The organism is Agromyces bauzanensis (assembly GCF_014645655.1).
Lineage (GTDB): Bacteria > Actinomycetota > Actinomycetes > Actinomycetales > Microbacteriaceae > Agromyces > Agromyces bauzanensis.
The window spans coordinates 107,588-125,868 of sequence record NZ_BMMD01000008.1; the positions used below are offsets into that span (position 1 = coordinate 107,588).

Consider the following 18,281-nt stretch of genomic DNA (forward strand, 5'->3'; position numbering starts at 1 on the left):
CGCGGACGCGTACGAGCTGTTGCGTCGCTACGGCATCGGCCTGTTCGGCGCACCCCGGTAGAATCGGTGGGATCCCCATCCCGACACGACGGAGCAGCATGTCCGAAATCAATGCGGAGCAGGTCGCCCACCTCGCGAACCTCGCCCGCATCGCGCTCACCGAGGAAGAGATCGAGCACCTCACGGCGGAGCTCCGCCAGATCATGCAGGCGGTCGAGAAGGTGAGCGAGGTGGCCACGCCCGACGTGCCGCCGACGAGTCACCCCATCCCGATGCAGAACGTCTTCCGCGACGACGTCGTCGGTGATGTCCTCACGGTCGAGCAGGCGCTCTCGGGCGCACCCGAGTCCGACGGTTCGCGCTTCGTCGTCTCGGCGATCCTGGGGGAGGAGCAGTGAGCGAGCACCTGGTCCGCCTCACCGCTGCCGAACTCGGCGAGCGTCTCGCATCGGGCGACGTCTCCTCGGTCGAGGCCACGCGCGCCCACCTCGACCGCATCGCCGCCGTCGACGGCGCGGTGCACGCGTTCCTGCACGTCGACGGCGAGCGTGCGCTCGAGACCGCCGCCGCTGTCGATCGTCGTCGCACTGCCGGCGAGTCGCTCGGCCCGCTCGCGGGTGTGCCGATCGCCATCAAGGACGTGCTCGTGACCGAGGGCATGCCCTCGACGGCCGGGTCCCGCATCCTCGAGGGCTGGGTGCCGCCGTACGACGCGACGCCCGTGCGCAAGGTGCGCGAGGCCGGCATGATCCCGCTCGGCAAGACCAACATGGACGAGTTCGCCATGGGCTCGTCGACCGAGCACTCGGCCTACGGCCCCACCTACAACCCCTGGGACCTCGAGCGCATCCCCGGCGGCTCGGGCGGCGGCTCCGCGGCATCCGTGGCCGCCTTCGAAGCGCCCCTCGCCCTCGGCAGCGACACCGGCGGCTCGATCCGCCAGCCCGCGCACGTCACGGGCACGGTCGGCGTGAAGCCCACCTACGGCGCCGTGAGCCGCTACGGCTCCATCGCGCTCGCCTCCTCGCTCGACCAGGTCGGCCCGGTTACGCGCACCGTGCTCGACGCCGCACTGTTGCAGGATGTCATCGCGGGCCACGACCCGCTCGACTCCACGTCCATCCCCGAGGCATGGCCGTCCATGGCCGAGGCGGTGCGGCGAGCGGATGTCGCGGGCCTGCGCATCGGCGTGGTGAAGCAACTCGACTCCGACGGCTTCCAGGCGGGCGTCCGCTCGCGCTTCCACGAGGCACTCGAGCTCCTGGAGCGCAACGGCGCCGAGATCGTGGAGGTGAGCGCTCCGCACTTCGAGTACTCGATCGCCGCGTACTACCTGATCCTGCCCGCCGAGGCATCCTCGAACCTCGCGAAGTTCGATTCCGTGCGGTTCGGCCTGCGGGTCACGCCCGAGGGCGGCGGCACTGTGGAGCAGGTCATGGGCGCCACGCGCGAGGCCGGATTCGGCCCCGAGGTGAAGCGCCGCATCATCCTCGGCACCTACGCCCTGTCGGCCGGCTACTACGACGCGTACTACGGCAGCGCCCAGAAGGTGCGCACGCTCGTGCAACGCGACTTCGACGCGGCGTTCGCGAAGGTCGACGTGCTGGCCACCCCGACCGCGCCGACCACGGCGTTCAAGCTCGGCGAGAAGCTCGACGACCCGCTCGCGATGTACCTCAACGACGTCGCGACGATCCCGGCGAACCTCGCGGGCGTGCCAGGCATCTCGGTGCCCGTGGGCCTCGCACCCGAAGACGGGCTGCCCGTCGGCATCCAGTTCCTCGCGCCGGCCCGCGAGGACGCGCGGCTGTACAACGTGGGCGCCGCCCTCGAGCGGCTCCTCGTCGAGCAGTGGGGCGGTCCGCTCCTCGACCGGGCCCCCGATCTTTCGTCACATGAGATGGCCGCGGCCGAGGAGGGTGTCGTCTGATGGCGCGCGCAGAACTGATGGACTTCGACGAGGCGCTCGAGCTGTTCGAGCCGGTCATCGGTCTCGAGGTGCATGTCGAGCTGAACACGCGTACGAAGATGTTCTCGGCGGCCCCGAACCCGGCGAACTCGGAGTTCCACGGCGCCGAGCCGAACACGCTCGTCGCTCCGGTCGACCTCGGCCTGCCGGGCTCGCTCCCGGTCGTCAACGGCGAGGCCGTGCGCAACTCGATCTCGCTCGGGCTGGCGCTCGGCTGCGGCATCGCCGAGTCGTGCCGCTTCGCCCGCAAGAACTACTTCTATCCCGACCTCGCGAAGAACTACCAGATCTCGCAGTACGACGAGCCGATCGCCTTCGAGGGCTCGGTCGAGGTCGAGCTCGAGAACGGGCGGGTCTTCCAGGTGCCGATCGAGCGCGCGCACATGGAGGAGGACGCCGGCAAGCTCACGCACGTGGGCGGTTCGACCGGCCGCATCCACGGCGCGGAGTACTCGCTCGTCGACTACAACCGCGCGGGCGTGCCACTTGTCGAGATCGTCACGAGGCCCATCTTCGGCGGCGAGGCGGATGCCCCCGCGCTCGCGCGCGCCTACGTGTCGACCATCCGCGACATCGTCATCTCGCTCGGCATCTCCGAAGCGCGCATGGAGCGCGGCAACCTCCGGTGCGACGCGAACGTGTCGCTGCGCCCGCGCGCTGCGGCGGGTGAGCCTGCCGAACCCCTCGGAACGCGCACCGAGACGAAGAACGTCAACTCGTTCCGCTCGATCGAGCGGGCCGTGCGGCACGAGATCCAGCGTCAGGCGGCCATCCTCGCGAAGGGCGGCACCATCACGCAGGAGACCCGGCACTGGCACGAGGACACCGGCACCACGAGCCCGGGACGGCCGAAGTCCGACGCCGACGACTATCGCTACTTCCCCGAGCCCGACCTGCTGCCGGTGGTGCCGTCGAGGGAGCTCGTCGAGGAGCTGCGGGCCGCGCTGCCCGAGCCGCCCGCCGCCCGCCGCCGCCGCCTGAAGACCGAGTGGGGCTTCACGGACCTCGAGTTCCTCGATGTCCTGAACGGGGGACTCCTCGTCGAGGTCGCGGAGACGGTTGCGGCCGGCGCCTCGCCGGCCGCCGCCCGCAAGTGGTGGACCGGCGAGCTCACCCGGCTCGCGAACGCCCGCGACACGGATGCCGCGTCGCTCGTCACCCCCGCCGAAGTCGCCGAACTCGCCGCCCTCGTCGAGGCCGGCACGCTCACCGACCGGCTCGCCCGGCAGGTGCTCGAGGGCGTCGCCGCGGGCGAGGGCTCCCCGAAGCAGGTCGTGGACGCCCGGCGCCTCGCCGTCGTGTCCGACGACGGGGCACTGGTCGCGGCGATCGATGAGGCGCTCGCCTCGCAGCCCGACGTGCTCGCGAAGATCCGCGACGGCAAGGTGCAGGCGGCCGGCGCCGTCATCGGCGCGGTCATGAAGGCGATGCAGGGCAAGGCGGATGCCGCGCGGGTTCGCGAACTCGTGCTCGAGCGCGCCGCGGGTGCCGACGCCGGCGCGTAGCGGCCACGCGGCGCATTCACAGCCGGTTCGATGGCGGCGACCGTAGATTTGGTCGTCCCTGAGCGATTGACGAGGACATCATGGGTTTCCTGGACCGACTGTTCGGTTCGTCGGACGAGCGCACGGCCCCGCCGTCCCGGCCCGCCCCGCTCGCGCGCCGGCTGAGCGAGGACGAGCTGGCCATCGAGCGCTACCGCTACCTGCTGCGCACCGCCCCGCCCGAGTCGATCGAGGCGGTGCACGCCGAGGCCTTCGCCAAGCTCACGCCTGAGCAGCGGGCGGAGGTGTACCGTACTCTCGCCGAGCAGGCGCCCGCCGGTGAGCGTGTCGTCTCCGACGATCCGGCGGCGCTCGCCCGCGCGGCGACGCGCGCCGAGATGCGCTCGCCGGGCACCATGGAGCGCGCCTTCGCGGGCGCGAATGCCGCGAACGGACGCGGTGGCGTCGGCGGCCCCTCGATGGGCCAGATGTTCGGCAGCTCGCTGCTGGGCACCATCGCCGGTGTCGTCATCGGCTCCGCGATCGCGCAGGCGTTCCTCCCCGATCCCTCCGCATTCGAAGCAGGCGGCGATGCGGGTGACGCCGGGGCGGATGCCTCCGGTGCCGAAGCGTCGGGTGGTGACGCTGGCGGAGACTACGGCGGTGGCGACTTCGGCGGCGGTGGCGACTTCGGCGGTGGCGACTTCGGCGGCGACTTCGGCTTCTGACGCCGGCCCGGTCCGGCGATGACGGCGGCACGGGCTATGGTCGCAGCATGAGCAAGCAGGACGGCTCGTCGCGCCAGGTGACGACGGGGCCCGTCGACGACTCGGCGACGCCGATCCTGCACGTCGACATGGACGCGTTCTTCGTGTCGGTGGAGCTGCTCAGCCGGCCCGACCTCCGCGGCAAGCCGGTGCTCGTCGGCGGCACCGCGGGGCGCGGCGTCGTGGCCGCGGCGAGCTACGAAGCGCGCCGGTTCGGCGTGAACTCGGCGATGCCCATGTCGATCGCCCTGCAGCGGTGCCCGAACGCCGTGGTGCTTCGCGGCGACTACGCGAGCTATTCGAAGTACTCGAAGCGGGTCATGGAGATCTTCGGCGAGATCACGCCGCTCGTGGAGCCGCTGTCGATCGACGAGGCGTTCCTCGACGTCTCGGGTGCCCGCCGCCTGCACGGCAGCCCTGCGGAGATCGCCTGGACCATCCGCGAGCGAGTGCGCGCCGAGACGGGGCTCACCTGCTCGATCGGGGTCGCGGCCACGAAGTACGTCGCAAAGGTCGCGTCGAGCCGGGCGAAGCCCGATGGGATGCTCGTGGTGCCCGCCGCCGACACGGTCGCGTTCCTGCACCCGTTGCCCGTCTCGGCGTTGTGGGGCGTCGGCCGGGTCACCGAGGAGTCGCTGCTGCGGCTCGGGCTCCGCACCGTCGGCGACGTCGCCGCGATGCCCCACGACGCGCTCGAGCGGGCCGTGGGCCCTGCGCTCGCGGCGCGACTCGGGCGGCTCGCGAATGGCATCGACCCGCGCGACGTGCACACGACACGCGCCGAGAAGAGCATCGGCCACGAGAACACCTTCCACCACGACCTCACCGACCCCGACGAGATCCGGCGCGAACTGCTCCGCCTCTCGAACAACGTGGCGGTGCGGCTGCGCAAGGCCGGGCTGCTCGGTCGCACCGTGACGCTGAAGCTCCGCTACGGCGACTTCCGCACCATCACGCGGTCGCGCACGCTGGCCGAGCCGACGGATGTCGCGCGCCGCATCTACGACGAGGCATCCGACGCCCTGGCAGAGCTCGTCGGCCACGGCGAGCGCGTTCGCCTCATCGGTGTGCGTGCCGAGCACCTGCGGCCGTCGGGTGGCGGGGCGATGCTGTGGGATCCCGACGAGGGGTGGCGCGATGCCGAGCGCACGATCGACGAGGTCACCGCGAAGTTCGGGAAGGGCGCCGTGCGCCCGGCAACGCTCGTGCAGCCCGGCGGCGAGCGCCGCGGCGAACGGCCGCGCCCCGGCACCGACCTCGACGACGATGACGCCGCGGCCGCCGCTGCCGGGTGGGGGTGGTAGCCCGCAGCACGGGCGAGTAGCGTGGTCCGCATGGCTGAACTCGTACTGGAACTCGCAGAGACCGTCGCCGGCGTCGGCGTGAAGACCTCGTACGGGGAGACGGTCGACATCGACGGCACCAAGATCGTGCCCGTGGCCCTCGGCTACTACGGCTTCGGGGGCGGCGGCGGCAAAGACGAGAAGGGCGACGTGGGCAGTGGCGGTGGCGGTGGGGGCGCCTCGATTCCGCTCGGCGCATACGTCGGCCGTGGCGGCGACGTCCGGTTCGAACCGAATCTCATCGGACTACTGCTCGTGGTCACGCCGCTCGTCTGGGTGACCGGCAAGGCGTTGAAGGTGGTCATCCGCGCGCTGAAGCGCTGAGAGCGGCAACGGCCGGGTCGCTCCGGCGTATACTCAGTGGCGAACACGGGAGTCCGGTGAACCGGGCTGAGAGGAAGGTTCTCAACCTTCGACCGTCGAACCTGATCTGGGTCATGCCAGCGCAGGGAGGGCATCACTTCTCGATCCCGTGCCTCTTTCAACGAACAGAAAGGGCACGAACAGTGCACGCAACCGTCACCTCATCAGAATCGACCACGAGCGGCTCGCGCCGCTTCCGCTGGCGGGTGGTCGACATCGTCGTCGCGAGCGTCATCGGCGTCGCCGTCGGCGTCGTCTTCTGGGCCTGGGGCGCCGTGTGGGGGCCGATCTCGGCACCCATCGAGGCGCTCCTGCCGGGTCTTCAGGCCGCGCCCGCCGCGGTCTGGCTCGTCGGGGGCGTGCTCGGCGCGCTCATCATCCGCAAGCCGGGCGCCGCGCTCTACACCGAACTCGTCGCGGCGATCGTCTCCGCGCTCATCGGCAGCCAGTGGGGCGGCCTCCTCACCATCGAAGCCGGACTCGTCCAGGGACTCGGCGCCGAGCTCGTCTTCGCGATCTTCCTCTACCGGAACTGGCGCCTGCCGGTGGCCCTGCTCGCCGGTGCCGTCGCCGGTCTCGGCATGGCGGTCAACGACCTGATCCTCTGGTACGTGGGCGCCGCGCCGACCTTCGCGATCGTGTACGTCATCTCGGCGGTCACCGGCGGTGCGCTCATCGCGGGCGGGTTGTCGTGGCTCGCCGTGCGCGGGCTCGCGCGGACGGGCGCGCTCGATCGGTTCGCCGCGGGACGCGAGCTCCGGTCGGTCTGACGTGCCTCCGCACGAGGCCCCCCGCACCCGTCCGGCAGCGATCTCCGCGCGGGGCTGGGGCTGGCGGCACGGCGGGCGGCGCACGCCCGCCGTGCACGACCTCGACCTAGAGATCGCGCCCGGCGAGCGGGTGCTCCTACTCGGCGCGTCCGGATCCGGCAAGTCCACGCTGCTGCACGGCCTGGCCGGCGTCCTGGGCGACGACGACGACGGCGATGCGACCGGCCGGCTGCTCATCGACGGTCGGCCGGCCGCGGCGGCCCGGGGCCGGTCGGGGCTGGTGCTGCAGGACCCCGACGCGCAGGTCGTCATGGCTCGCGTCGGCGACGACGTGGCGTTCGGCCTCGAGAACCTCGGCGTCGCACGCGAGGAGATCTGGTCGCGCGTCGACGCCGCGCTGGACGCGGTGGGACTCGACCTGCCGCGCGACCACTCCACCGCGGAGCTCTCGGGCGGACAACGCCAGCGGCTCGCGCTCGCGGGCGTGCTCGCCATGCGTCCCGGGTTGATCCTGCTCGACGAGCCGACGGCGAACCTCGATCCCGCCGGCGTGCTGGAGGTCCGCGACGCCGTCGCCCGAGTGGCCGACGAGTCGGGCGCGACGTTCGTCGTGATCGAGCACCTGGTGTCCACGTGGCTTCCGGTGGTCGACCGCGTGATCGTGCTCGGCGCGGGCGGCGCGCTCCTCGCCGATGGGGCGCCGGCCGGCGTGCTCGACGCGCACGCCGCGGAGTTGCGCGCCGCCGGCGTGTGGCTGCCCTCGGAGGTGCCGTGGCACGCGCCCGCCCCCGACGTCGCGGCGAGGCATCCGCTGCTCACCGCCGACCGTCTCGACGTCGCCCGCGTTCACGGCAGGCCCGTGCTCCGGGGCGTGGACGCGCAGGTCGTGGGTGGCGGGATCCTCGCCGTGACGGGGCCGAACGGTGTGGGCAAGACCACGCTCGCCCTGACGCTCGCGGGGCTCCTGCGTCCGGAGGCCGGCCGGCTCATCGCGGATCCCGAGCTCGCGAAGGGGGCGCGCGGGGAACCGTGGCGTTGGCGATCGCGCGAACTCCTCACCCGCATCGGCACGGTCTTCCAGAGCCCCGAGCACCAGTTCATCGCGGGCACGGTGCGTGCCGAACTCGAGGTCGGCCCGCGCGCGCTGAAGCTTCCTCCGGCCGAGCGCGACGCCCGCACCGACGCGCTGCTCCAGTCGCTGCGCCTCGAGCGGCTCGCCGCCGCGAACCCGTTCACCCTGTCGGGCGGCGAGAAACGGCGGCTCTCGGTCGCCACCGCGCTCGCGACGAGGCCGCGGATGCTCGTGCTCGACGAACCCACGTTCGGCCAGGACGCGAACACGTGGCGCGAACTCGCGCGGCTCATCGTCGCCCTGCGGGACGACGGCGTCGGGGTGGTCGCGATGACGCATGACGAGGCATTCGTCGAGGCCGTCGCCGACCGTCGCCTCGAGCTGCACCGCACGATGGTCGACGAATCGGACACGCCCGCGGGAACGAGCTCGGTGGAGGCTCCTCGATGAGCATCGCCTCGGTGCGGCCCGGGCTGCCGCTCGCGGCCGTGAACCCGGTCGCGAAAGTCGCCGCCACGGTGCCGCTCAGCATCGTGCTCGTGCTCACGCTCGATCCGGTCTCGGCCGCCGTCGCCATCGCCTGCGAACTGCTGGTCTTCACGCTCGTCGGATTCGGCCCGCTCCTGTGGTCGCCCCGGACGCTGCCGATCTGGATCGCCGCACCGCTCACCGGTCTCAGCATGGTGCTCTACGGCGCCCCGTCGGGCGAGACGTACTGGGAGTTCGGCGTCATCCTCGTCACCGAGGGGTCGCTCCTCATCGGCCTCGCCACCATGACGCGCGTCATTGCGATCGCACTTCCCGCCGTGGTCCTGTTCCTCACGATCGACCCCACCGACCTCGCCGACGGGCTCGCGCAGACGCTGCACCTGCCGGCTCGCTTCGTGCTCGGGGCGCTCGCGGGGCTCCGCCTCGTCGGCTCGAGCGTGGACGACTGGCGCACGCTCCGGCTCGCGCGGCGTGCCAGGGGTGTCGCCGACCACGGCGTCGTCCGGCGCGGGCTCGGGCAGGCATTCGCGCTGCTCGTGCTCGCGATCCGTCGCGGCTCCACGCTCGCGACCGCGATGGAGGCCCGGGGCTTCGGCGCGCCGGGGGAACGCACCTGGGCGAGGGTCGCACGGTTCGGCGCGGCCGAGTGGGCGGTCATCGCGGTCGGATGCCTCGTCGCGGCGATCGCGGCGACGGCGGCCGTCCTCGCGGGAAGCTGGAACGTTGTCTGGGCGTGAGGTCGGCGTCGATCGGGTCGCGACGGCGTCGGTGGGCGCCGTGCTCGAGCAGGTCCGGGGCGTCCGCCGTCCGCTCGTGCTCATCGACGGGCCGAGCGGAGCGGGCAAGAGCACCCTCGCCGACGCGGTGCGCGTGGCATGGCCGGGCAGCGCGCCGCGGCTCGTGCGCCTCGACGACGTGTATCCGGGTTGGTCGGGCCTCGAACGGGCAGGCGCCGTGCTGGCCCGCACCCTCGTGCCGCCCGTGCGCCGCGGCGGGGTGGGCCGCTGGCGCCGGTGGGACTGGGCGCGGGCCAGGCCGGGCGCGCTCGAGCGGCTCCGCCCCGGCGGGCCGCTCATCGTGGAGGGTTGCGGCGCGTTCGTCGTCGGCGACGGGGCGCCCGAGGTCGTGCGCGTCTGGGTCGACGCGCCCGACGCGTTGCGCAAGCGGCGGGCCCTCGACCGCGACGACGGCGCGTACGACGCGTTCTGGGAGCTCTGGGAGCACCAGTGGCGGCGGTACGTGCACCGGACGTCGCCCGAGCGCCGCGCCGACGTGCGCGTGCGTGCGGTGCCCGACGCGCCGCCGCGCTAACGTAGACGCATGAGCGCAGACACGGCAAGGACCGACTACGTCGCCGAGTTCATCGACGGCCCCCTCGAGGGTGACTTCGAGCATCGGGCCCTCGTCGGCGGCAAGCCCGAGACCCGTGTCGGCATGATGGCGGCGGTCGACGGCCTCGAGTCCCTCTTCTGGTACGACGCCGTCGAGCAGCGCGAGGTCAACGGCCAGATGCGGGTGCGCTTCAAGTTCGACGCCGACGACTCCGACCCGGTGGAGTTCGACCAGGACGACAACGACTGACGAACACACGTCGCCTGCGCGTCGTGACCCGGACGCGCCCCGTCAGCCGTCCTGGCCGGCGAGGAACGCGCCGATGAGCGGCGCGGGGTTCGTGAGCCGCCACACCGGACCTGGGTCGCGGATGTCGCCCGACAGCATCAGCGGCGACGCCAGCTCCCCGGTCGAGGTCGCGACAGTCACGCGGCCCACGTCGCGGCCGTCGGGGGCGGTCGAGAATGCGTCGACGTCGACGGATGCCTCGCCGAACGCGTTGCCCCACGCGGCATCCATTCGACTCACCGATGCGACCACGTCGGCACGGTCGCCCCATGGCGCAATGACTCGGGCATACCGCGTGCCGGCCTCGATGACGGCGACCGGTGCGGACGCGGCGATCGCCGACTCGACCGCGGCGGTGACGGCGGGGTCGAGCGTCTCGTAGTCGGGCATCAGGAGCATGGCGCCCGTGATGCGCGTCGGCCCGCCCTCGGCGCCCTCGGTGACCGGCAGTTCGGTCGTGAGCACATAGCTCAGCGCCGCCTGGTCGGTGAAGCTGCGGGTGATGGCGCGGACGCCTCCGCTCTCCGACCGGTCGACCACGTCGGGTACGCGGCGGGCGCCGGACGGCGTCTCATCGGGGTCGTCGAGCATCGCCGCGAGCGCCGGATCAGCCAGCACGAGTCCCGCGAGCCGGGCGAGCTCGTCGGCGGTGCCGACGTTGTCGCCTGAGAGACCGGTCGCGTCACCGACGCGGGTCGCGGTGAATCCGTGCTCCTCGAGCCACGCGTTGGCCTCGTCGACGTACTGCGCCACGGCGCCGAACGCCCACCGCACGAGCGTGTCGGCGTGGTTGTTGCTGGACGCGAGCAGCACGGCACGCACCACGTCGCGCTGGCTCCAGGTCTCGCCGGGGGAGACCTGGAGCACGCGGGATCCCTCGCCCGAGTATCGCAGGTAGTCGGTGTAATCCGCAGGTCCGATGGGGATGTCGGGACCGGCACCCTCGGCGGGAAGTGGGAGCGAGTCGAGGGTCACGAGCAGCGTCACGAGCTTCGCCGCGCCGCCGATCGGCACGGCAGCGGTTTCGCCGGCGATCGCGACGGTCTCGGCGGTGCCGTCGTCGGCCAGCACCGCCAGCGCGCTGGCGCCCGTCTCGGGCAGCAGGAGTGCTGGGACCTCGGATGTCGCGGTCGCCGCCGGCTCGAGACGTACGTCGACCTCGGGGAGGGGGCCCAGCAGCATCGCGGGGCCGTACACGCCCACGACGAGGATGGCCAGCGCGCCGACGACGATGCCGACGATGCGGCCGGGGGAGGTCATGGCATCAGCGTAACGCGGCGCGCTTCACGCCCAGCCCAGGTCGTGCAGCCGGTCGTCGTCGATGCCGTAGAAGTGCGCGATCTCGTGCACGAGCGTGACGTGGATCTCATCGCGGAGCTCCGCCTCGTCGTCGGCGATCGCGAGCAGCGGCTCGCGGTAGAGGATGATCCGGTCGGGCATCTCGCCGAGACCGTACCGATCGCGTTCCGTGAGGGCGAATCCGTCGTAGAGGCCGAGCAGGTCGAGCGAGCCGTCCTCTGGTCGATCTTCGACGACGAAGACGACGTTCTCGAGTCCGTCGACCATGTCGTCGGGCAGCCTATCGAGCTCGTCCACCACGATGGCCTCGAACGCTTCGGCATCGAGGTGCACGAGATTCCGATCGCTGAGTGAATTGGGGTGAGTAACGGGGCTTGAACCCGCGACCTCCTGGACCACAACCAGGCGCTCTACCAACTGAGCTATACCCACCATGCGTCGACCGCCGGAGCGATCGGGCAACCCAAAAAGAGTACTACACCTTGGCTTCGAACTCGTCCACGACGGCGGCGGCGAGCGTCTGGAGCTCCTGGCTCGACGGGCCGGGCTCGGCCACGAACACCGCGCGGCGGTAGTACTGCAACTCACGAATGGACTCGAGGATGTCGGCGAGCGCGCGGTGACCGCCGTTCTTCGCGGGGGAGTTGAAGTACGCGCGCGGGTACCAGCGCTTGGCGAGCTCCTTGATCGAGGACACGTCGACACTACGGTAATGCAGGTGCCCGTCGAGTCGCGGCATGAACTTGGCGAGGAACGCCCGGTCGGTGCCGATCGAGTTGCCCGCGATCGGGGCCCGCTGCTCGTCGGGCACGTGCTTCAGCACGTACTCGAGCACCTCGTACTCCGCCTCGGCGACACTCACGCCGTTGGGGATCTCCTCGATGAGCCCTGACTCGGTGTGCATGGCGCGCACGAACTCGCCCATCGACTCGAGGGCACTCGCGTCGGGCTTGATGACGATGCTGAGGCCCGCATCGACGGGGTTGAGGTCGTAGTCCGTGATGACGACCGCGATCTCGACGAGCTCATCGACCTCGAGGTCGAGCCCGGTCATCTCGCAGTCGATCCAGACCAGTCGGTCGCTCGAGGTTGCCATGCGGCGAGTCTACCGGGGCGGTCGGACACGGCCGCCGTGGTCACCGAGGCGGCGGTCCCCCCGGAGAGATTCGAACTCCCGACCAAGTGGGTAGAAACCACCTGCTCTGTCCACTGAGCTACGGGGGGTGGTGGAGCGACGCACTGACAGCATATCGACCGGGGTGGCGGAGCGCCGTCGTCAACCCTCGGCGGGCACGTGCTCGTCGTCGGCGCGGCGACTCGCGGCGTCCGCCGATCGCCGGTGCAGCGCGAGCGCAGTGAGGGGGAACAGGAGCACCGAGAGCATGCCGGCGCCGACGAGCGCGGCCGCGAGGCCACTCGAGAGCTCGCCCCGGTCGACGCCGATCGCCGTGACGGCGACGATGATCGGCAGGCCGGTGGCGCCGAACAGCGCCGTCGCGGCGAGATCGCGGCGGCTCGACCCGCGCGGTGCCGCGAGCATCGACGGCACGCCGCGCACGACGAGGAACAGCACCACGAAGACCGGCAGGAGCACGAGGGTGCGGATGTCGTTCACGAGTGCCTCGAGGTCGAACGTGACGCCCGTGGCGATGAAGAAGATCGGCACCAGGAACCCGTAACCGAGCGCTTCGACCTTGCCCTCGATGACCTCGACGTCGTGCTCGGGGGCGCCCGACAGGATGAGGCGGTAGAGCACGCCAGCCGTGAACGCACCGAGCAGCATGTCGAGGTCGAGCTCGACGCTGAGCGCGACGAGCGCCACCAGCACGAGCACGACCAGGCGCACGCCGAACTGGCCGCTCGTGTGCAGCGTGGCATTGATGATCCGGTGCAGGCGGCGCCCCTCGCCGCGTGCGGCGAGCCAGATGGCGGCGCCGGCGATCACGGCGAAGGCGACGAGCACGAGCGCGGCCGTGAGTGGTGAACGCCCGCTGAGGAAGAGCGAGATCGCCAGCAGCGGGCCGAACTCGCCGATGGCGCCGATCGCGACCACCGAGACGCCGAACGGCGTGCGCAGGTCGCCGGAGTCGCGGAGCACGGGCATGATCGTGCCGAGCGCCGTCGACGTGAGCGCGATGCCGATGAAGCCGGCGGCCGCGAGATCGTGGGCGAACAGCGTGGCGATGCCGAGTCCGGCGGCGAGCGAGATGATCCAGCCGATCGCCGCCCTGGTGAGCGGCCGGCCCCGGATGGCGTGGAAGTCGATCTCGTTGCCGGCGAGGAAGAAGAGCATTGCGAGGCCGAAATCCGCGAAGAACGCCGTCAGGTCGTCGGGCACGATCCAGCCGAGCACGGCCGGACCGAGCACGAGGCCCAGCAGGATCTCGAACACGACGAGTGGGATCGCGACCCACCGGGACAGCAGACGCACCAGCGGCGGTGCCGCGACCGCGACGGCGGGGAACAGCACCAGTGTCCCGATCGAGTAGTCCACCGCGCACCCCCGGATCTCGCACGCACTCACGTGCGCCTGCCGCGATGCTATCGGAGCGTCCGAGCCGGGATGCCGGTGTCTGGCCCACGCGTTTCGTGCGTGAAACATCGCAGCGGTATCGTCGTGGGATGCGCGACCTGCAGGCGAGAATCATCGAAGAACTCAATGTCAGCCCGGGCATCGACCCAGCCGAGCAGGTCCGTGCCCGGATCGACTTCCTGAAGACCTACCTGCGCACCAGTGGTGCGGCGGGCTTCGTCCTCGGCATCAGCGGCGGGCAGGACTCCTCGCTCGCCGGCCGGCTCTGCCAGCTCGCGGTCGAGGAACTCGCCGCCGAGGGTGACCCGGCGCGCTTCGTCGCAGTGCGTCTGCCCCATGGCGTGCAGCACGACGAGGCCGACGCGCAACTGGCGCTCGATTTCATCCAGCCGGCCGAGACCATGGTCTTCAACATCATCGAGCCCGTCGACGAACTCGCCGAGGAGGTCGCCGAGGCGACCGGCGTCGCCCTCACCGACTTCGGCAAGGGCAACGTCAAGGCCCGCATGCGCATGATCGCCCAGTACGCGATCGCCGGCGAGGGCCGCCTGCTCGTGGTGGGCACCGACCACGCGGCCGAGGCGGTCACGGGCTTCTTCACGAAGTACGGCGACGGCGGCGCCGACATCCTGCCGCTCACGGGTCTCACGAAGCGCCAGGGGCGCGCCCTGCTCCAGCACCTCGGCGCGCCCGAGCGGATCTACCTGAAGGTGCCCACGGCCGATCTTCTCGACCACGATCCCGGTCAGGCCGACGAGGCGAACCTCGGCCTGAAGTACCACGACATCGACGCCTACCTCGAGGGTGAGGAGATCGACGCGGGGATCGCCGATCGCATTGAGGCGCGCTTCCTGCAGACGCGGCACAAGCGGGCGGTGCCCGTCTCGATGTTCGACGACTGGTGGATCTGACCGCCTGAGCCGCCAGGCGCGCGCGTCGCTCAGGCGCGCGCGTCGTCGAATGTCGGTGTCGGGGCGGTGTCGTTCGGCCCGTGCGCCGACTCCATGCCCGCCCGAGGCGGCGGCTCGATCGTGGCCGCGCCCTGGTAGCGCGCGCGGTGCTGTTCTGCGACCCAGGCGTCCTGCGCCTCGACCGCGGCCTGCTCGGGCTCCTGTCGTTGCGTGCGCCACCGCACGAGGTCGTTCTGGAACTGCTTGCGGGTACGAGCCGGATGGCGCTCCCACTCGAGCAGCCGGTCGCGGAACTCGACGACGGCGGGGTCGAGCTGGTAGCCGAACGTCGCGGACGCGCGCTTCAGCTCATGCAGTTGGTGGGCCGCCCAGTTGGCGGCGACATCCGACCCGCGCATCGGCAGCAGCCGCACCTGGATGTCCGCCTGCCCGACCATGCGGTCGGCGAGCACCTGCTCCTGCGGGGTGAGTGAGTTCCACACCGAGGCCTCGGTCGCGGCGTCGACGAGCGCCGCGATCGCCGCGCTCCTCGCCTCGCGGTCGCGCTGCGCAAGGACCCGGCGGATCGCCGCGCCGGCGATCCACGCCGCGAGGAGTCCCGACGCGAGCACCGCGACGAAGAGCACGGCCGCGGCGAAGACGGTCGGGCGCGCGGCGTGAGACGTGAGCCACGAGATGAGGTCGTTCCACAGGTCCATGCGCGAAGGCTATCGTCGCGGATGCCCCGCGCGAACGATACGGCACGGCGTGCCCGCATGATGCGCGGGGGCGGGCGCTTCAGCGGAAGCACTCGGCCGCGTCCGACGCCGACCAGAACTCGCCGAGAGGCATCGACCGGATGCCGCCGCTCATGAGTCGGCGCGCCGACCAGCGCTCGAGCCCGCCGAGCTCGTGGCGTTCGATGTGCCCCAGCACGGCGCCGCCAGGGCGTGAGACGCGCCAGAGGGACGCCGCGACCGGTGTGATCGTGAGCCCGGGCACGCGGGCGGGGAAGCTCTCGCGGGGCCGTGCGAGCGTGGTGGCGGACATCGTCGCTCCTCTCCTCGTGCAGCCGGCCCTGCGTCTGATCGACGGTAGGCGGACCCACCGACATCCGACGCTGTCCAAGGCACCGAAGTGCAGCCGATTCACGGGAGCGACTCGCGCCTGGCCATCTCCTGGCTCGCGAGGTCGGCGTCGACGGCGCCGGCCGGCCGAGCGGTCTGCGCCAGCACGATCGCGACGAGCACGAGGGCCGCGCCCGCCAGCTGGAGTGCGTCGAGCCCCTCGCCGAGCCACAACCAGGCGACCGCGAAAGCGAAGAGCACCTCGGCCGACGCCGCGATGCCCGCCGCGGTGGCGCGCAGGTGCTTGAGCGCGAGGAAGGAGAGCAGGAACGGTGCGAACGAACCGAGCACGCCGTTCCACGCGAGGAGCACCCACAACGGCACGACGATCGCCTCGAGCGAGCCGCCGAGGGAGACGGGCTCGACGAGGAGGACCGGGTCGACCTGCCACCAGCCGCTGGACATCGCCCAGAAGAGCGCGGCGAACCCCATCGACCAGAACGCGACGGCCATCGGCGACGTCGCCGTGACCTGCCGCTCGCCGACGATGAAGTAGATCGTCAGGGTGGCCGCTGCGGCCAGCCCGAAGAGCACGCCCGGCACCGAGAGGTCGCCGCCGGCGCCCAGTTGGGCGACCAGCGCGAGTCCCACGAGCACGAGCCCGATCGCGACCCAGAGGCGGGGCTTCACGCGTTCCGCGAAGAAGACGCGCGCGATCACCGCCACCGCGAGCACGGCCAGGTACTCGAGGAGCAGGGCGATCCCGACGGGCAGCAGGCTGATCGCGACGGCATACGTCCACTGCAGGAGCGCGACGCCCGCGACGCCGAGGAGCGCCATGACCGCCAGCTGGCGCCCCGAGATGCGGAACGCGGCCCGGTTGCCGATCGCCAGCCACACGCCCGCGATCAGGCATACCGAGACCACGCGGAAGAAGGTCAGCTGCGTGGGCGTCAGCCCCGCCTCGATGATGACCTTCGTGACGCTCCCGTTCGTGCCGAACAGGAGCGCGGCGAGGAGCGCGAAGAGGTAGCCCACTCAGACGAGCACTGCGTCACGCGCGGCGAACGGTTCGATGCGTGAGATCTCGTCGTCGGTGAGAGCCGGCGCGTCGAGGGCGGCGACGTTCTGCTCGAGCTGGGCGACGCTCGAGGCGCCGATGAGCGCACTCACGACGAGCGGCTCGCGCAGCACCCACGAGAGGGCGAGCTGGGCGATCGTCTGCCCGCGCTCCTTCGCGATCGCGTCGAGGCCGCGCACGCGCTCGAGGTAGTCGGGGCTGATGCGATCCGCCGAGAGGAACCGGCTGGTCGCCGCACGCGAATCCGCGGGCACGTCGCCCGAGAGGTAGCGATCGGTGAGCAGGCCCTGCGCGAGCGGCGAGAAGACGATGCTCGCCGCGCCGGCCTCCTCGAGCACCGGGAACAGGCCGTCCTCGATGTGGCGGTCGAACATCGAGTAGCGCGGCTGGTGGATCGTGAGCGGCAGGCCCTCGGCCTCGAGCGCCGCAGCGGCCGCGCGGGTCTGCTGGGGGTCGTAGTTGGAGATGCCGACGTAGCGCGCCTTGCCCTGGCGCACCGCGTGCGCGAGCGCGCCCATGGTCTCCTCGACGGGCGTCTCGGGGTCGGGTCGGTGCGAGTAGAAGACGTCCACGTAGTCGAGTCCGAGCCGGCCGAGGCTCTGGTCGAGCGAGGCGAGCAGGTGCTTGCGCGACCCGAAGTCTCCGTACGGGCCGGACCACATCCCGTACCCGGCCTTCGACGAGATGATGAGCTCGTCGCGGTACGGCGCGAGGTCGGCGGCGAGCAGCCGGCCGAAGTTCTCCTCGGCGCTTCCGGCGGGCGGGCCGTAGTTGTTCGCAAGGTCGAAGTGCGTGACGCCGAGGTCGAATGCTCGCCGTACGATCGCGCGCTGCGTGTCGAGCGGGCGCCCGTGCCCGAAGTTGTGCCAGAGGCCGAGCGCGAGCGCCGGGAGCTTCAGGCCACTGCGTCCGACCCGGTTGAAGCGCATGCGGTCATAGCGATCCTGAGAGGCGACGAAGGTCATGCGGCTACTCTATGGCGATGGAAAGCTACGTTCTGGCCGGCGGCTGCTTCTGGTGCCTGGACGCCGTGTATCGAACCCTCCGAGGGGTCGCCGACGTCGTCTCGGGCTACACGGGCGGGTCGGTGGCGAATCCGAGCTACGAGGCCGTCTGCACCGGCCTCACCGGCCACGCCGAGGCGGTTCGCGTCGACTTCGACCCCGACGTGATCCCGCGCGAGGTCATCCTCGACGTGTTCTTCACGCTGCACGATCCGACGCAGTTGAACCGCCAGGGCGCGGATGTCGGCACCCAGTACCGCTCGGCGATGTTCTACGCCGACGACGCGCAGCGCGAGGCCTTCGAGGCCGCTCGCGCTCGCGCGGCCGACTGGTGGCCGGGTGAGATCGTGACTGCGATCGATCCGCTCGGAGACTTCTTCCGCGCCGAGGAGTACCACCAGGACTTCTTCGCGAAGAATCCCGGCCAGGGGTACTGCCTCGCGGTGGCGCTGCCGAAGGTGAACAAGATCCGGCGCTCGTACGCCGACTACGTGCTCGCCTGACGACTCGTCCTCGCCAACGGCCTCGTG

General features: G+C 71.5%; 21 protein-coding genes, 2 tRNA genes and 1 riboswitch. Of the genes, 13 read left to right on the forward strand and 10 right to left on the reverse strand.

Features of this window, described 5'->3' with window-relative positions:
* The first annotated feature begins 98 nt into the window (after positions 1 to 98).
* The 11 genes from gatC to IEX31_RS08820 all read left to right on the forward strand — a co-directional run bounded on the left by gatC (position 99) and on the right by IEX31_RS08820 (position 9,838).
* On the forward strand, positions 99 to 398 hold the full coding sequence (gene gatC / locus IEX31_RS08770) for an Asp-tRNA(Asn)/Glu-tRNA(Gln) amidotransferase subunit GatC (RefSeq protein WP_188743050.1): 300 nt from the start codon (positions 99 to 101) through the stop codon (positions 396 to 398).
* Complete coding sequence (gatA, locus tag IEX31_RS08775; RefSeq protein WP_188743051.1) at positions 395 to 1,930, forward strand: Asp-tRNA(Asn)/Glu-tRNA(Gln) amidotransferase subunit GatA; 1,536 nt, start codon at positions 395 to 397, stop codon at positions 1,928 to 1,930. Before gatC ends, gatA begins: the two co-directional genes overlap by 4 nt.
* Positions 1,930 to 3,474 carry an Asp-tRNA(Asn)/Glu-tRNA(Gln) amidotransferase subunit GatB gene (gatB, locus tag IEX31_RS08780; protein WP_188743052.1) on the forward strand — a complete coding sequence of 515 codons (1,545 nt, stop codon included), beginning with the start codon at positions 1,930 to 1,932 and terminating at the stop codon, positions 3,472 to 3,474. The genes gatA and gatB overlap by 1 nt, the downstream gene beginning before the upstream one ends.
* A gap of 80 nt (positions 3,475 to 3,554) precedes the next feature.
* A complete protein-coding gene (locus IEX31_RS08785) occupies positions 3,555 to 4,181 on the forward strand; it encodes a hypothetical protein (protein ID WP_188743053.1) in 627 nt (208 codons plus the stop codon).
* A 47-nt stretch (positions 4,182 to 4,228) separates the two neighbouring features.
* Positions 4,229 to 5,524, forward strand: coding sequence for a DNA polymerase IV (locus IEX31_RS08790; protein ID WP_188743054.1), 1,296 nt, complete (start codon positions 4,229 to 4,231; stop codon positions 5,522 to 5,524).
* Positions 5,525 to 5,554: 30 nt separating this feature from the next.
* A complete protein-coding gene (locus tag IEX31_RS08795) occupies positions 5,555 to 5,887 on the forward strand; it encodes a hypothetical protein (protein WP_188743055.1) in 333 nt (110 codons plus the stop codon).
* Positions 5,888 to 5,922: 35 nt separating this feature from the next.
* Positions 5,923 to 6,032: riboswitch (TPP riboswitch) on the forward strand.
* Positions 6,033 to 6,069: 37 nt separating this feature from the next.
* Positions 6,070 to 6,696, forward strand: a complete 627-nt coding sequence (locus IEX31_RS08800; RefSeq protein ID WP_229662211.1) for an ECF transporter S component — start codon at positions 6,070 to 6,072, stop codon at positions 6,694 to 6,696.
* Between the two features lies 1 nt (position 6,697).
* Positions 6,698 to 8,218 carry an ABC transporter ATP-binding protein gene (locus IEX31_RS08805; RefSeq protein WP_229662212.1) on the forward strand — a complete coding sequence of 507 codons (1,521 nt, stop codon included), beginning with the start codon at positions 6,698 to 6,700 and terminating at the stop codon, positions 8,216 to 8,218.
* On the forward strand, positions 8,215 to 8,994 hold the full coding sequence (locus tag IEX31_RS08810) for an energy-coupling factor transporter transmembrane component T family protein (RefSeq protein WP_188743057.1): 780 nt from the start codon (positions 8,215 to 8,217) through the stop codon (positions 8,992 to 8,994). The genes IEX31_RS08805 and IEX31_RS08810 overlap by 4 nt, the downstream gene beginning before the upstream one ends.
* Entirely contained in the window at positions 8,981 to 9,568 is a 588-nt protein-coding gene (locus IEX31_RS08815) for a nucleoside/nucleotide kinase family protein (protein ID WP_229662213.1), read from the forward strand. Before IEX31_RS08810 ends, IEX31_RS08815 begins: the two co-directional genes overlap by 14 nt.
* A 9-nt stretch (positions 9,569 to 9,577) precedes the next feature.
* The gene (locus IEX31_RS08820; protein WP_188743058.1) at positions 9,578 to 9,838 is read left to right on the forward strand and encodes a hypothetical protein; all 261 of its coding nucleotides are present in this window, start codon (positions 9,578 to 9,580) and stop codon (positions 9,836 to 9,838) included.
* Between the two features lie 42 nt (positions 9,839 to 9,880).
* Here the strand turns inward: IEX31_RS08820 and IEX31_RS08825 are convergent, their stop codons facing one another.
* The 6 genes from IEX31_RS08825 to IEX31_RS08850 form a co-directional block, all read right to left on the reverse strand.
* Positions 9,881 to 11,137, reverse strand: a complete 1,257-nt coding sequence (locus IEX31_RS08825) for a serine hydrolase family protein (protein ID WP_188743059.1) — start codon at positions 11,135 to 11,137, stop codon at positions 9,881 to 9,883.
* Positions 11,138 to 11,161: 24 nt separating this feature from the next.
* Positions 11,162 to 11,509 carry a metallopeptidase family protein gene (locus IEX31_RS08830; RefSeq protein WP_188743060.1) on the reverse strand — a complete coding sequence of 116 codons (348 nt, stop codon included), beginning with the start codon at positions 11,507 to 11,509 and terminating at the stop codon, positions 11,162 to 11,164.
* 23 nt (positions 11,510 to 11,532) lie between these two features.
* Positions 11,533 to 11,608, reverse strand: a tRNA-His gene (locus tag IEX31_RS08835).
* Positions 11,609 to 11,651: 43 nt separating this feature from the next.
* Positions 11,652 to 12,272: an oligoribonuclease gene (gene orn / locus IEX31_RS08840; protein ID WP_188743061.1), complete on the reverse strand. Its 621-nt coding sequence runs from the start codon at positions 12,270 to 12,272 to the stop codon at positions 11,652 to 11,654.
* 55 nt (positions 12,273 to 12,327) lie between these two features.
* A tRNA-Arg gene (locus IEX31_RS08845) sits at positions 12,328 to 12,400 on the reverse strand.
* A 52-nt stretch (positions 12,401 to 12,452) separates the two neighbouring features.
* Positions 12,453 to 13,670: a cation:proton antiporter gene (locus IEX31_RS08850; protein WP_229662214.1), complete on the reverse strand. Its 1,218-nt coding sequence runs from the start codon at positions 13,668 to 13,670 to the stop codon at positions 12,453 to 12,455.
* Between the two features lie 128 nt (positions 13,671 to 13,798).
* On the opposite strand from IEX31_RS08850, the gene nadE reads away from it, so the two are divergent.
* Positions 13,799 to 14,620 (forward strand): NAD(+) synthase, encoded by an 822-nt coding sequence (gene nadE / locus IEX31_RS08855; RefSeq protein ID WP_188743063.1) that lies wholly within the window; start codon positions 13,799 to 13,801, stop codon positions 14,618 to 14,620.
* A 29-nt stretch (positions 14,621 to 14,649) separates the two neighbouring features.
* Here nadE and IEX31_RS08860 read toward each other — a convergent pair whose 3' ends face one another.
* From IEX31_RS08860 to IEX31_RS08875, 4 genes are all read right to left on the reverse strand, one after another.
* Positions 14,650 to 15,318 (reverse strand): hypothetical protein, encoded by a 669-nt coding sequence (locus tag IEX31_RS08860; protein ID WP_188743064.1) that lies wholly within the window; start codon positions 15,316 to 15,318, stop codon positions 14,650 to 14,652.
* A gap of 79 nt (positions 15,319 to 15,397) precedes the next feature.
* A complete protein-coding gene (locus IEX31_RS08865; RefSeq protein WP_188743065.1) occupies positions 15,398 to 15,649 on the reverse strand; it encodes a hypothetical protein in 252 nt (83 codons plus the stop codon).
* Between the two features lie 98 nt (positions 15,650 to 15,747).
* Positions 15,748 to 16,704 (reverse strand): EamA family transporter, encoded by a 957-nt coding sequence (locus IEX31_RS08870; RefSeq protein WP_188743066.1) that lies wholly within the window; start codon positions 16,702 to 16,704, stop codon positions 15,748 to 15,750.
* A complete protein-coding gene (locus IEX31_RS08875) occupies positions 16,705 to 17,712 on the reverse strand; it encodes an aldo/keto reductase (protein WP_188743067.1) in 1,008 nt (335 codons plus the stop codon).
* Between the two features lie 17 nt (positions 17,713 to 17,729).
* On the opposite strand from IEX31_RS08875, the gene msrA reads away from it, so the two are divergent.
* A complete protein-coding gene (msrA, locus tag IEX31_RS08880) occupies positions 17,730 to 18,254 on the forward strand; it encodes a peptide-methionine (S)-S-oxide reductase MsrA (RefSeq protein ID WP_188743068.1) in 525 nt (174 codons plus the stop codon).
* The last annotated feature ends 27 nt before the right edge of the window (positions 18,255 to 18,281 follow it).